We start from the raw sequence: 13,480 nt of genomic DNA, 5'->3' as shown, positions 1-13,480 counted from the left end.
GCCGGACACGCCCCGCGTGGTCCCCAGGGCTCAGACCGCCGGAGCCGGGTACGTCGGGTACTCCACCCCGGACACGTGCTGCACGACACGGATGACCTGGCAGGAGTAGCCGAACTCGTTGTCGTACCAGAGGTAGAGGATGGCGTTGTCGCCCTCGACCTTGGTGGCGCCGGCGTCGACGATCGAGGCGTGGCGCGAGCCGATGAAGTCGCTGGAGACCGCGTCGGGGGCGCTGATGAAGTCGATCTGGCGCTTCAGCGGCGAGGTCAGCGACACCTCGCGCAGGTAGTCGAGCACCTCCTGGCGGGTGGTCTCGCGGGCGAGCTGGAGGTTGAGGATCGCGATGGAGACGTCCGGCACCGGGACCCGGATGGAGCTGCCGGTGATCTTCGCCTTGAGGCCGGGCAGCGCCTTGGCGACGGCGGAGGCGGCACCCGTCTCGGTGATGACCATGTTGAGCGGCGCGCTGCGGCCCCGGCGCTCGGACTTGTGGTAGTTGTCCAGCAGGTTCTGGTCGTTGGTGAACGAGTGGACGGTCTCCACGTGGCCGCGCTGGACCCCGAACTCGTCGTCCATCGCCTTCAGCGGCGGCACGATCGCGTTCGTGGTGCAGGAGGCGCAGGACAGGATCTGCTCGTCCGGCTTGATGGTGTCGTGGTTGACGCCGTGCACGATGTTCGGGACGTCGCCCTTGCCGGGCGCGGTCAGCACGACCTTGTCGATGCCGGGGCGCAGGTGCGTGGACAGGCCCTCGCGGTCACGCCACTTGCCGGTGTTGTCGATGAGGATGGCGTCCTTGATGCCGTACGCCGTGTAGTCGACCTCGGACGGGTCGTTCGCGTAGATGACCTTGATCGCGTTGCCGTTGGCGACGATCGTGCTGGTCGCCTCGTCGACGGTGATCGTGCCCTGGAACTGGCCGTGGATGGAGTCACGGCGCAGCAGCGAGGCGCGCTTGACGATGTCCTGCTCGCCTCCGCCGCGTACGACGATGGCACGCAGCCGCAGACCATTGCCCGAGCCGGCCTTCTCGATCAGCAGCCGGGCCACGAGCCGGCCGATGCGGCCGAACCCGTAGAGGACGACGTCACGCCCCTCGCGGCGCTCGATCTTGTTGGCTCCGGTGGCACCGGCGACGGCCTCGGCGGTGAACTCCGCGACCGACAGACCGCGGTCGTCCTCGCGGTACGTCGCGGCGAGCATGCCGATGTCGATCTGGGACGGCCCGAGGTCGAGCTCGGCCAGGGTCTGCAGGAACGGCAGCGTCTCGGTGACCGAGAGCTCCGCGCCGGCGATCTGCCGGGCGAACCGGTGGGTCTTGAGGATGCTGACCACCGACTTGTTCACCAGGGAGCGGCTGTGCAGCAGGACGGTCACGTCCCGCTCCCGGTGCAGCTTCCCGATGATCGGGATCATCGACTCCGCGATCTCCTCGCGGTTCTTCCAGTTGGTGAACGAGTCGTCGTTGACAGTCACAGATCCATCTTTCGAGCTAGGCGGCGCTCATATGTTAAACCGTCCGATTTCTGGATCATGAACGGGGTACCTCAGGAGTGTTCCGCCCCGCCGGAACGCCGCGCTCCACGAGCCCCTCGCGGCCTCGCCTGGGATGATCGGAACAGAGCCCCACGCGAAAGGGACGCTCATGGACTTCGACGCTGTGGCCGACGAGCTGTACGCCCTGCGGCCGGAGGAGTTCACCGCCGCCCGCTCATCGGCCGTGGCCGCCGCCCGCACGGCCGGCGACCGGGAACTCGCCGAGCGGATCGGCACGTTGCGCAAACCCAGCCTCGCGGCCTGGGCCGGCAACCTCCTGGTCCGCAGCCGGCCCGGCGATGTCGAGCCCCTGCTCCGCCTGGGCGAAGGACTGCGGCAGGCCCACCACTCCCTGGACCGCACCCAACTGCGCGAACTGAGCCGGCAGCAGCACGCGCTCATCCGCGCCCTGTCGGCTCAGGCCCGGCAGCTCACCGCGGAGGCCGGGCATCCGATCGGCGAAGGCGTGCAGCGCGAGGTCGAGAACACCCTGCACGCGGTCCTGGCCGACCCCGAGGCCGCGGAGGCGTGGGCGAGCGGCCGGCTGGCCAAGCCGCTCAGTGCAGCCGTCGGCTTCCCGGCCGCTGAGGCGAGCGCCGTCAAGGAGAGGGCCGTTCCGGACAGCGCCACGACGCAGCGCCGCCCGTCCGCCGCGCCGGCCTCCTCCCGTCCGGACCGGAAGGCCGGCGAGCAACAGCGGCGACGGCTGGCGCAGGCCCGCCGGGAGGCCGAGGCCGCCGACCGGGAGCTGCGGGCGCTGAGGGACGAGGCGGCGGCCGCCGGCCAGGCCGTGGAGGAGGCGACACAGCAGATGGCCCGCCTCCAGCGGCGCGTCGGCGAGCTCACCGAGGAACTGGCCCGCACCAGGGATGAACACCAGCAGGCCCGCTTCGCCGAGCGGTCGGCCCGAGAACGGGCGCGCACGGCCGACCGCCGCGTCCGCGAGGCGGACCGCAAGGCAGCGACGGCCACCGCCCAGCTCGAACGCCTGACCTCGTCGGACGACCGGTAGGCGGGACGGTTCTCAGCCGGGTACCTGGACCGCACCGGACCGCACACGGATGCGGTCCCCGGGCGCGGGCGACGCCGAGAGGGGCGGCACATCGGCCCGGGTGAGCACCGGCGCGTGGCCGGGTTCGCCCCCGCGCGGCACGGTCCGTACGACCTGGCTGGGCGGCAGCGCGCGGCCCTCGGTGAGCCGGGCCCACATCAGGTCGAGTGCCTGCGGGAAGTAGAAGCCGAGCGGGACGTAGCGGTTGTCGTAGCCGGGCGCGGTGCTGTCGCTGTGGTGGGCGTTGGTGATCTCCACGTAGGACAGCGCGCTTCTGCCGTGCTCGGCACGGGAGTTGAGCCCGAGACAGGGCCGGGAGCTGTGGTTGACCGGGACCCGGGTGTCGTCGCGGCCGTGCACGATCAGGGCGGGTTTGCCGTGCAGGTCGCCGTTACGCCGGGTCGCGTCGAGGCCCCGGCCCACCCGGCGCGCCCACGCCCTCTCCCCGGAGTTCGCGGCCTTGCCGGGCAACGCCAGCCGGTAGGCGCACAGCTCGCCGTCGAGGTTGTAGTCGGGTGCGCCGTCCGGCAACGCGAGGTGACGGAACCGGCGAAGGACGGCAGGCCGCCGCCCCGGTCGGCCCGGGCGGCGGCCGCGGGCAGGGCGGAGGCGGCGAGCGACACGGCGAGCAGCGGCGGGAGGAACCGTGAGGGGTGGGCGGGCATGCCGATCCTCCGTCAGAGGGAGAGGGCGCCGGTGAGGACGGCACCGGCGGTCATCACGAGCGTGGTGGCGAAGGCCCAGCGGAAGATGAAGCGCTGGTGCTCGCCGAGCTGGACGCCGCTCATGCCGACCAGGATGAACGTGGCGGCGGTGAGCGGGCTGAGCGGGAAGCCCGTCGTCATCTGGCCGAGGACGGCGGCCCGGGCGACCTCCGCCGGGTCGGTGCCGAAGCCGTGGGCCGTCTCGGCGAGGACGGGCAGGACACCGAAGTAGTAGGCGTCCGGGGTGAAGACCAGACTCAGCGGCATGCCCGTGACGGCCACGAGGACCGGCAGATGGCCGCCGAGGGAGTCCGGTATCACGGACACGAGCGCCTCGGCCATGTCGTCGATCATCCCGGTCCCGGTGAGGACCCCGGTGAACACACCGGCCGCGAAGATCATGGTGGTCACGAGCACGACGTTCTTCGCGTGCCGGTCGAGCAGCGCCTGTTGCTGTTCCCACGTGGGGTGGTTGACCAGCAGAGCCACCGCGAACCCGAGGACGAACAGCACCGGCAGCGGCATGACCTCCAGGATCAGCGCCACGACGAGCACGACGGTCAGCAGCAGGTTGAAGAACGTCAGCCGGCGCGGCGCGGGCGCGGCGACCCGGACGGCACCCGGACCGTCACCGGGCGCGGGTGCTGTCGCGGGAACCGGGGTGTCACCGGATGCGGAGACTTTCGCGGGAACCGGCTCGTCACCGGGCGCGGAGGCCGTCACCGCAACCGGCTCGCCGGCGGCGGCATCCTCGCCCGGCCCGGTGAGAGCGCCGAGCCGCTGCCGCTCCCGACGGCCGATCAGCCAGGACGCCACCAGGACCCACGCGATCCCGAACCCCATCGCGGGCAGCACGGGCGTGAAGACGTCCGAACTCTCCAGCTTCAGCGCCGCCATGGCGCGCACCGTCGGCCCGCCCCAGGGAATCATGTTCATCACGCCCGCCCCCAGGCAGACGACACCGGACAGCACCAGCGGACTCATGCCCAGCTTCCGGTAGACGGGCAGCAGCGCGGAGACGGTGATGAGGAACGTGGACGCCCCGTCGCCGTCCAGGGCCACGCACAGCGTGAGGACGGCCGTGGCGACGGTGACGCGCATGGGATCACCCTTGGCCAGCCGCAGCAGACCGCGGATCAGCGGATCGAACAGACCCGCGTCGACCATGAGGCTGAAGTACAGCACGGCGAAGGCGATCATGATGCCGGTCGGCGCCACCTTCGACAGCCCGTCGAGCACCATGCCGCCCAGCTCGCCCGCGAACCCGCCCGCCAGCGCCGCGAGCACCGGAAGCACCACCAGCGCGACCAGCACCGAGACCCGTTTCGTCATGGTGAGCAACAGGAACAGGGCGATCGTGGCGAAGCCCAGGGCTGCCGGCATGGTGGCGCTCGCTTTCTCGGGTCGCGGTCCCCGTCGGCGGGAGAGCGGGGCGTACGGGGATAGCCGAGAGTGTCCGAGCGCCGGGTGATCCCTGTCCAGCATCAAACCGGCATCTCTCCATGCGATCCCCGCATCAATCGGCTCGCTCTGACGTACGCTTCCCGGCCATGGATGCCACCCTGCGTCAACTCACGGCGTACGCGGCCGTCGCCCGGGCGACGAGTTTCACCGCGGCGGCCGCCCAGTTGGGCGTCTCGCAGTCGTCCCTCAGCCGCGCGGTCGCCGACCTGGAGCGGCAGGTCGGCGCCCAGCTGCTCGAACGCGACACGCGCAACGTGCAGTTGACCGCCGCGGGTGCCGAGGCGCTGCGGATCGCCGAGCAGATCCTCAGTGCCCACCGGGCCGGGATGAGGGAACTGGACCGCTTCCTGCTCGGCGAGTCCGGCACCGTCGCCGTCGCTACCCTGCCCTCCGTCGCCGCGGTGCTGCTTCCGCAGGTCATCTCCGGTTTCCGCACCGACCGGCCGCGCGTGGCCGTACGCCTGCTCGACGGCCTGGAACGGGCCGTGCTGAACCGGGTCCTGTCCGGCGACGCGGACTTCGCGATCACCACGGTCGGCGTGCCGCCCGAGCGGCTGGAGCACCGCCCGCTGGTGCGCGACCGTTTCGTCGCGGTCCTGCGCGAGGACCATCCGCTCGCCGCCCGCGACGAGGTCGGCTGGGCGGACCTGGCCCGCGAGCCGTTCCTCGCCGTCGGACGGGACTCGAGCGTGCGGCGGCTGACGGACGCCGCGTTCGGCCAGGTCGACGCGCACACCGTACCGGCGGCGGAGGCCGGCAGTGTCGCCACCGTGGGCGGACTGGTCGCCGCCGGACTCGGCGTGAGCGCGCTGCCCGCCCTGGTGCTGCCCCTGCTGGGCACCGGGCCCTTCGTGTTCCGGCCGCTCGTCGCCCCCGTGGTCGACCGGCGCCTCGACATCGCCCTGCGGGCCCGCCGCACCCTCCCGCGCGTCACCGAGCGCTTCCTGGAGACGCTCGAGGACTTCCGCGCCCAGGGCAGGGACCTGCCGCCGGGAGTCTCCTGGGCCTGAGCCGCCGTCAAGAGCCTCGATTCATGCGTTGACCGCATGGATTGATGGTCTTCTTTTGCTGGACAGGCATTTCTGCACCTCGGCAGTCTGAAGAACCGATCAGCTGAACCGAGGGGACGCATCCGTGCCGGACAAGGACATGCCGAACGCCACCGGACAGGGGCAGTTGCGCGGACTGAAAGTGGTCGAGTTCGCTCATGTGGTGGCCGGGCCGCTCGCGGGTTCGATGCTCGCCGACCAGGGCGCGGACGTGGTCCACGTCGAACCCCCGGGCGCCGGCGACGCCGCCCGCGCGATGGGGCCCCGGCGCGACGGCGTGCCCTTGTGGTTCAAGGTGGCCGCCCGCAACAAGCGCTCCGTCACGCTCGACCTGCACCACGAGGCGGGCCGCGCGGTCGCCCACCGGCTCGTGGCCTGGGCGGACGTCGTCATCGTGACCCTGCGTGCCGGGCGCCTGCGCCGCTGGGGTCTCGACTGGGAGTCCGTGCACCGGATCAACCCGAAGGCCGTCCTGCTCCAGATCTCCGGCTTCGGCGCCACCTCCAGCCAGGCCGACGCCCCCGGCTTCGGCAAGATGGGAGAGGCCCGCAGCGGCGTCGTCCACCTGACCGGCTCCCCCGACGGGCCGCCCGTCCACACCGGCTTCTCGCACGGCGACGCCGTGACCGGCCTGATGGGTGCCTACGCCGTCCTCGCCGCCCTCCACCGGCGCGACCACGACCCCGGGTTCGACGGCGAGTGGATCGACCTCGCCCTGTTCGAGCCCCTGTTCCGGCTCGTCGAGTGGCAGGTCATCGTCCACGACCAGCTGGGAACCGTGCCGCAGCGCTCCGGCAACCAGCTGGCGGTCGCGCCCGCCGCCGTGATCAACACCTACCGCTCCCGCGACGAGCAGTGGATCACCGTCACCTCCGCGACCCTGCGCTCGGTGCGCAACGTGGCCCGGCTGCTGGGCCTGCCGGAGGAGGAATTCGCCACGTCGGAGCAACAGCACACGCGGCGCGGGGAGTTGGACGACGGACTGCGGGCATGGGTGGCCGACCGCACCGCCGCCGAGTGCCTGGAGGCCTTCGCCCGCGCCGAGGTGGTGGCCTCGCGGGTCTTCGACGCGGCCGACATCGCCGCCGACCCGGTCTACGCCGAGCGCGGCGACATCGTCACCGTGGCCGACCCCGACCTGGGCGATGTCCGCATGCAGGCGGTCATCCCGCACTTCCGGCAACGCCCCGGCCGCGTCTGGCGCACCGGGCCGGCGCTGGGCCAGGACAACGACCTCGTGTACCGGGACTGGCTCGGACTGAGCGACCAGGAACTGGCCGAACTGGAGAAGAATGATGTCGTCTGAGCCCCACAGCGCGACCAGAGCCCGCAGTGCAACGATGCCCCGAACCGCGACCACGCCTCACAGCGCGACCACGCCCGGCACCTCGATCGCCCCCCGGCCCCCGCTCCGCTCCCTCCTCTTCGTCCCCGGCCTCCGTACAGACTGGCTGCCCAAGGCGCGCGCGGCCGGTGCCGACGCCGTCGTGCTCGATCTGGAGGACGCGGTTCCGGCCCCCGAGAAGCCGCTCGCCCGCGCCCGGGTGGCCGAGGCCCTGGCGGAGGCCGCCGCGCAACCGGACGGCGGCATGGCCCTGTTCGTCCGGGTCAACCCGCTCGACGCCTGGGCCGCCGCCGAGGAACTGCGTGCCGTTGTACGCCCCGGACTGGCCGGGGTGGTCCTGCCCAAGGTGCACACCGCCGCCGACGTACGGCTCGCGGACCGTCTCATCGGCTGGTGCGAACACGAGCACGGCCTGCCCGCCGGCACGACGGCCCTCGTCCCGCTGCTGGAGTCGGCCCGCGCCCTGCGCGACGCCTACGACATCGCCGCCGCGGCCCCCCGGGTGGCACACGTCGGCGCCCTGACCGCACCCGGCGGCGACGTGGAACGCGCCGTCGGCTACCGCTGGAGTCCTCAGGGCACCGAGACCCTGGCCCTGCGCTCCCGCGTCCTGCTCGACGTCCGCGCCGCCGGAGCCCCCGGGCCGGTGACCGGGCTGTGGACGGACATCACCGACCTGACGGGCCTGCGCGCCTTCGCCGAGCAGAACCGCGCCCTCGGCTACGAGGGGATGATGGCCATCCACCCGGCCCACGTCCCCGTGATCAACGAGGTCTTCGCACCCACCCGCGAAGAGCTGGACCGCTGCGCGCGCCTCGTCGCAGCCGTGGAAGCGGCCCAGCGCGACGGCGTCGGCGCCCTCACCTTCGAGGGCCGGATGGTCGACGAGGCCATGGCCGAAACCGCACGGGCGGTGCTGGCGCGACACGGACACGGCTGACACCATCCCGCCACCGCACCGAAGCGCGATCATCGGTGCTGTGACCGAGCTCACAGGGTGCCAACTGGGGCGCCACGCCAAGCCGTACCCGCGTCACACCCGGCAGCACCCGCGCGACACCAAAATTGAACCGTTCGTTTTCTTGAATCATTCGTGTTTGTGCGGCTAGGTTGTTCGCCATGACCGCATCCCGGAACCCCACCGCCGCCGACGAACTGCGCGGCGCCGGCCTGAGGGTGACGGCCGCGCGCGTCGCACTGCTCCAGGCCGTGCGGGACGGCGACCATCTCGGCGCCGAGGCGATCGCCTCCGAGGTACGCGGCCGCGTCGGCCACATCTCCGTCCAAGCCGTGTACGAGGGGCTCCACGCACTCACCGCGGCGGGACTCATACGCCGCCTCGACCCACCCGGCAGCCCGGCCCTGTACGAGGGACGGGTCGGCGACAACCACCACCACCTCGTGTGCCGGTCCTGCGGGACCGTCGCCGACGTCGACTGCGCGGTAGGCCACGCCCCCTGCCTGACCGCGTCCGACGACCGCGGCTTCGCCGTCGACGAGGCCGAGGTCATCTACTGGGGCCTGTGCCCCGCCTGCTCCACCGCCCGCAGTTCCTGAGCGATGTGATCCACCCGAGCACCGTGATCCACCCCGTCCGGAAGGATTTCCATGACTGAGAACCACGACGCGATCGTCACCGACGCGAAGCAGGAGGAGACGAGCGGCGGCTGCCCCGTGGCGCACGGCCGCGCCCTGCACCCCACCCAGGGGGGCGGCAACCGTCAGTGGTGGCCGGAGCGCCTCAACCTGAAGATCCTTGCCAAGAACCCCGAGGTGGCCAACCCGCTCGGTGAGGAGTTCGACTACGCCGAGGCGTTCCAGGCCCTCGACCTCGCGGCCGTGAAGCAGGACATCGCCGAGGTGCTGAGCACCTCGCAGGACTGGTGGCCGGCCGACTTCGGCAACTACGGCCCCCTGATGGTCCGTATGGCCTGGCACAGCGCGGGCACCTACCGCATCAGCGACGGCCGCGGCGGCGCCGGCGCCGGCCAGCAGCGCTTCGCCCCGCTCAACAGCTGGCCGGACAACGGCAACCTGGACAAGGCCCGCCGTCTGCTGTGGCCGGTCAAGAAGAAGTACGGCCAGAGCATCTCCTGGGCCGACCTCATGATCCTCACCGGCAACGTCGCCCTGGAGCAGATGGGCTTCGAGACCTTCGGCTTCGCCGGCGGCCGCGAGGACGTCTGGGAGCCCGAGGAGGACGTGTACTGGGGCCCCGAGACCACCTGGCTCGACGACAAGCGCTACACCGGCGACCGCGAGCTGGAGAACCCGCTCGGCGCCGTCCAGATGGGCCTCATCTACGTCAACCCCGAGGGCCCGAACGGCAACCCGGACCCGCTCGCCGCGGCCCGCGACATCCGTGAGACGTTCCGCCGCATGGCGATGAACGACGAGGAGACCGTCGCCCTGATCGCCGGTGGCCACACCTTCGGCAAGACCCACGGCGCCGGCCCGGCCGACCACGTCGGTGCCGACCCCGAGGCCGCCTCCATGGAGGAGCAGGGCCTGGGCTGGCGGAGCACCTACGGCACGGGCAAGGGCGGGGACGCCATCACCTCCGGCCTGGAGGTCACCTGGACCTCGACGCCCACCCAGTGGAGCAACGGCTTCTTCAAGAACCTCTTCGAGTTCGAGTACGAGCTCGAGCAGAGCCCGGCCGGTGCCCACCAGTGGGTGGCGAAGGACGCCCCGGAGATCGTCCCGGACGCGCACGACTCCTCGAAGAAGCACCGCCCGAAGATGCTCACCACGGACCTGGCGCTGCGCTTCGACCCGATCTACGAGCCGATCTCCCGCCGGTTCTACGAGAACCCGGAGGAGTTCGCGGACGCCTTCGCCCGCGCCTGGTTCAAGCTGACCCACCGTGACATGGGCCCGAAGTCGCTGTACCTCGGCCCGGAGGTCCCGGAGGAGACCCTGATCTGGCAGGACCCGCTGCCCGAGGCCGAGGGCGAGCCCATCGACGCCGGGGACATCGCGACCCTCAAGACCAAGCTCCTCGAGTCGGGTCTGTCCGTCTCGCAGCTGGTCACCACCGCGTGGGCCTCTGCTTCCACCTTCCGCGGCAGCGACAAGCGCGGCGGTGCCAACGGCGCCCGCATCCGCCTGGAGCCGCAGCGCGGCTGGGAGGTCAACGAGCCCGACGAGCTGGCCCAGGTGCTGCGCGTCCTGGAGAACGTCCAGCAGGAGTTCAACGCCGGCGCCGGCGCCAAGAAGGTCTCCCTGGCCGACCTGATCGTCCTCGGCGGCACCGCCGCCGTCGAGAAGGCCGCCAAGGAAGCCGGCTTCCAGGTGGAGGTCCCCTTCACACCGGGCCGTGTGGACGCGACGGAGGAGCACACCGACGCCGAGTCCTTCGAGGCGCTCGAGCCGACCGCCGACGGGTTCCGCAACTACCACGGCAAGGGCAACCGCCTGCCGGCCGAGTACCTGCTGCTCGACAGGGCGAACCTGCTCACCCTGAGCGCCCCCGAGATGACCGCCCTGGTCGGCGGCCTGCGGGTGCTGGGCGCCAACTACCAGCAGTCCCAGCTCGGCGCCTTCACCACGACGCCCGGGTCGCTGACCAACGACTTCTTCGTCAACCTGCTCGACCTGGGCACGACGTGGAAGGCGACCTCCGAGGACCAGACCACGTTCGAGGGCCGCGACGCCGCCACCGGCGAGGTCAAGTGGGCCGGCAGCCGCGCCGACCTGGTCTTCGGCTCGAACTCCGAGCTGCGGGCGCTCGCCGAGGTCTACGCGAGCGACGACGCGAAGGAGAAGTTCGTGAAGGACTTCGTCGCCGCGTGGGTCAAGGTCATGAACCTGGACCGGTTCGACCTGGTCTGACTGGTCTGATCACCTCCGCATGACAGCACGCCCGGGCCGGGAGGCCCGGGCGTGCTGATGGTTGCCTGAGGGACCGTCAAAAAGACTTCAAGGTAAGAACATCACTTACCCAACTCTCACCATGAAACGGCAAGGGCCGCGGTCGCGCGCGCGGTCGGGCATACGTTCTGGCCGTGAACTCAACAGCCACCGCCCATAGAGGCACCGGCCCTGAACCGCACCCCTTCGCCGGTCCACGGCCGACCGCAGGCGGCACCGTCCGCCGCACTCTTCTGCGCACCGCGCTGACCGGGGCCGCGGCCCTCGGCGCGGGCCTCACAGCCGCCCGCCCGGCCGCCGCCGCCACGAGCGCGCCCGGCACCGGACCGCGGCCGAGCACCCCGCAGGAGGCCCTCGCGGAACTGGCCGCGGGCAACCGCCGCTGGCGCGCCTTCCGCGAACGCCACCCGCACGAAACCCCGGCGATCCGGCGGGAGTTGACCACCGCCCAGCACCCCTTCGCGGTCGTGCTCGGCTGCATCGACTCCCGCGTGCCCCCGGAGCTGGTCTTCGACCAGGGGCTGGGCGACCTGATGACCGTACGCACCGCCGGGGAGGTCCTGGACGAGGCCGTGCTCGGCAGCGTCGCCTACGGCGTCCTGGAACTGGGCATACCGCTGGTCGTGGTGCTCGGGCACCAGTCGTGCGGCGCGGTGCGTGCCGCGGTCGAGGCGGAGCAGTCCGGCGGGCACCTGCCCGCCCACATCCAGTACCTCGCCGACCAGATACGCCCGGCCATAGACCACAGCACGCAGGGGGACGCGCGGATCGACGCCACGGTCGACGCCAACGTCCGACTCGTCCGCTCCCGGCTGGCCGCCGAGCCCGACCTCGCCGCCAAGGTGAGCACCGGCAAGCTGGCGATCGTCGGCGCCCGTTACGAACTGAGCAACCAAGCGGTCCACCACGTCAGTTGAGAGCAGCCCGGCCCGCCGTACGCCACAGCGGGCCGGGCCCGGCCTGTCACGCCCGCAGCGGATTGAAGCGCGCCGCCGCCATCAGGTACCAGGCCGTCGCACCCGTGTGCCGGTACGGGTAGTAGCCGAAGCCGAACCCGGTGTCCAGCGGACTGCTCGCGGACACCACCCCGGCCCGCTCGGGCAGCGCCTCGCCGCCGACGGTCTGACCGCCGCCCAGCAGGTCCTGGGCCTGCTCGGCCGAGGCGAGCAGCCGCCGGGCGCGCGCTTCGTCACCCCGCTTCCCGCGGTCCCGCAGGGCGAGCGCGAGATGAGCCGTCCCCTCGAACCACACACCGTCGCGGTCGGGTCTGGGCCGGCCCTCCGCGATCGGCGCGTCCTCGTTCGCCACCAGGCTCGCGGAACTGAAGGTGACGCCCTCGTACGACTGCCCCTGGGGCACCGTGCTGTTCGTACGGCCCGCGTGATCCAGGACGGCCAGCTCCGCCACGGCCCAGTCCAGCGAACGGGCGAACGTGCCCGTGCGGGAGCCGAGCGCGAGATGGGTCCAGGTCTGGGTGTCCTCCGGGACCGGGGACTTGTTGACGGTCACTCCGTCGTTGGTGCCGGTGTAGAAGAAACCCCCGGCCGGCTCCCACATCCGGCGTACGAAGGCCTCGGCCCGCGCCCGCCGCCGCAGCCACACCCTCTCGCCGGTCAGCCGGGCGAGCCGGCCGAAGAGGCACACCAGGTCGGTGTTGTGCTCCGTCGACGTGAACGGCAGCCGCTGATTCGCCCCGTCGACCCCGAACTTGTAGCCGCCGAGCGGTTCGTCGGTGCGGCCGGTCCGCTCGATCCACTCGCCGATCCGTACGGCACCGGTGCGGAAACGACCCGCCCCCGTACGGAGGGCGAGGGCGCTCAGCGCGATGCCCGCCCAGGCCATGTCGCCCACCGCCGTGCCGGTGAAGCCGAACTGCGTACCGACGTTGGCGGCGCCGTCCGCCCGGACGAAGCCGTCGGGCTGCGGCGCGCCGTCGTAGAAGGTGTACGGCCCGACGTTGTAGGCCTGCCGGAGCCTGCCGTCGTCGTACGCCGGGTCATGCGTCTGCGCGTAGAGCAGGGCGTCGCCCAACGCCGTCGCCCTGGCCAGGCTTTCCTGCCTCCGGGCCGCGAGCAGGGCCAGGATCGCCAGGGCGTTGTCGTAGGTGAACGCGGTGCTGAAGAGGCCGGCCTGGTCGGTGTAGCTCTGGGCCAGGCGGATGCTGCCGTTGTCCGGATAGGCATCCATGGCGGCGGCGAGAAAGGCGCGCCCCCGGGCTGGGGCCGACAGCGGGCCGGCTCCGTCCGGAGCAGAAGCGGCGGCACCGTGCGGACCGGCCGCCAGGGCCTGCCCGGAGCCCGCCGCGGCCAACCCCGCGGCAGTGATGCCGAGGCCGGCACCGATGAGCGAACGCCGGCTCAGCGCCGGGCCTTGTCTGCCAGTCATGGATCTCCCTTGAGAGCGCTCTCAGCAGTGGGCGCTCATTGTGCTGGGGCCCTGGGGGCAGGTCAACGCCCCG

The 13,480-nt window shown here is 71.9% G+C and carries 11 protein-coding genes; 7 read left to right on the top strand and 4 right to left on the bottom strand.

The annotated features are described in order from the left end of the window. Positions 1-30: 30 nt before the first annotated feature. Positions 31-1,476 (bottom strand): glyceraldehyde-3-phosphate dehydrogenase, encoded by a 1,446-nt coding sequence (locus tag QF034_RS01695; RefSeq protein ID WP_307173199.1) that lies wholly within the window; start codon positions 1,474-1,476, stop codon positions 31-33. A 169-nt stretch (positions 1,477-1,645) separates the two neighbouring features. On the opposite strand from QF034_RS01695, the gene QF034_RS01690 reads away from it, so the two are divergent. Then, positions 1,646-2,548, top strand: coding sequence for a coiled-coil domain-containing protein (locus QF034_RS01690; protein ID WP_307173198.1), 903 nt, complete (start codon positions 1,646-1,648; stop codon positions 2,546-2,548). Positions 2,549-2,560: 12 nt separating this feature from the next. Here QF034_RS01690 and QF034_RS01685 read toward each other — a convergent pair whose 3' ends face one another. Together QF034_RS01685 and QF034_RS01680 are read right to left on the bottom strand one after the other, a co-directional pair. After that, entirely contained in the window at positions 2,561-3,118 is a 558-nt protein-coding gene (locus tag QF034_RS01685) for a 3-hydroxybutyrate oligomer hydrolase family protein (protein ID WP_307173197.1), read from the bottom strand. Between the two features lie 146 nt (positions 3,119-3,264). Next, positions 3,265-4,674, bottom strand: coding sequence for a CitMHS family transporter (locus QF034_RS01680; protein ID WP_307173196.1), 1,410 nt, complete (start codon positions 4,672-4,674; stop codon positions 3,265-3,267). A gap of 167 nt (positions 4,675-4,841) precedes the next feature. Here QF034_RS01680 and QF034_RS01675 point away from each other — a divergent pair, with 167 nt between their 5' ends. The 6 genes from QF034_RS01675 (at position 4,842) to QF034_RS01650 (ending at position 11,939) form a co-directional block, all read left to right on the top strand. Continuing rightward, a complete protein-coding gene (locus tag QF034_RS01675) occupies positions 4,842-5,765 on the top strand; it encodes a LysR family transcriptional regulator (RefSeq protein WP_307173195.1) in 924 nt (307 codons plus the stop codon). 139 nt (positions 5,766-5,904) lie between these two features. Next, entirely contained in the window at positions 5,905-7,110 is a 1,206-nt protein-coding gene (locus QF034_RS01670) for a CaiB/BaiF CoA transferase family protein (RefSeq protein WP_370880929.1), read from the top strand. 34 nt (positions 7,111-7,144) lie between these two features. After that, the gene (locus tag QF034_RS01665; protein WP_307173193.1) at positions 7,145-8,089 is read left to right on the top strand and encodes an HpcH/HpaI aldolase/citrate lyase family protein; all 945 of its coding nucleotides are present in this window, start codon (positions 7,145-7,147) and stop codon (positions 8,087-8,089) included. A 179-nt stretch (positions 8,090-8,268) separates the two neighbouring features. Next, a complete protein-coding gene (locus QF034_RS01660) occupies positions 8,269-8,706 on the top strand; it encodes a Fur family transcriptional regulator (protein WP_307173192.1) in 438 nt (145 codons plus the stop codon). 51 nt (positions 8,707-8,757) lie between these two features. Next, positions 8,758-10,983 carry a catalase/peroxidase HPI gene (katG, locus tag QF034_RS01655; protein ID WP_307173191.1) on the top strand — a complete coding sequence of 742 codons (2,226 nt, stop codon included), beginning with the start codon at positions 8,758-8,760 and terminating at the stop codon, positions 10,981-10,983. Positions 10,984-11,156: 173 nt separating this feature from the next. Continuing rightward, a complete protein-coding gene (locus tag QF034_RS01650) occupies positions 11,157-11,939 on the top strand; it encodes a carbonic anhydrase (protein ID WP_370880758.1) in 783 nt (260 codons plus the stop codon). A gap of 46 nt (positions 11,940-11,985) precedes the next feature. Here the strand turns inward: QF034_RS01650 and QF034_RS01645 are convergent, their stop codons facing one another. Beyond that, the gene (locus tag QF034_RS01645; protein WP_307173190.1) at positions 11,986-13,407 is read right to left on the bottom strand and encodes a Tat pathway signal sequence domain protein; all 1,422 of its coding nucleotides are present in this window, start codon (positions 13,405-13,407) and stop codon (positions 11,986-11,988) included. Positions 13,408-13,480: the final 73 nt, after the last annotated feature.

The sequence above is a fragment of the Streptomyces africanus genome (assembly GCF_030816955.1).
In the GTDB taxonomy this organism is placed as follows: Bacteria; Actinomycetota; Actinomycetes; order Streptomycetales; family Streptomycetaceae; genus Streptomyces; species Streptomyces africanus.
This window is presented reverse-complemented; position numbering and strand designations above follow the sequence as displayed.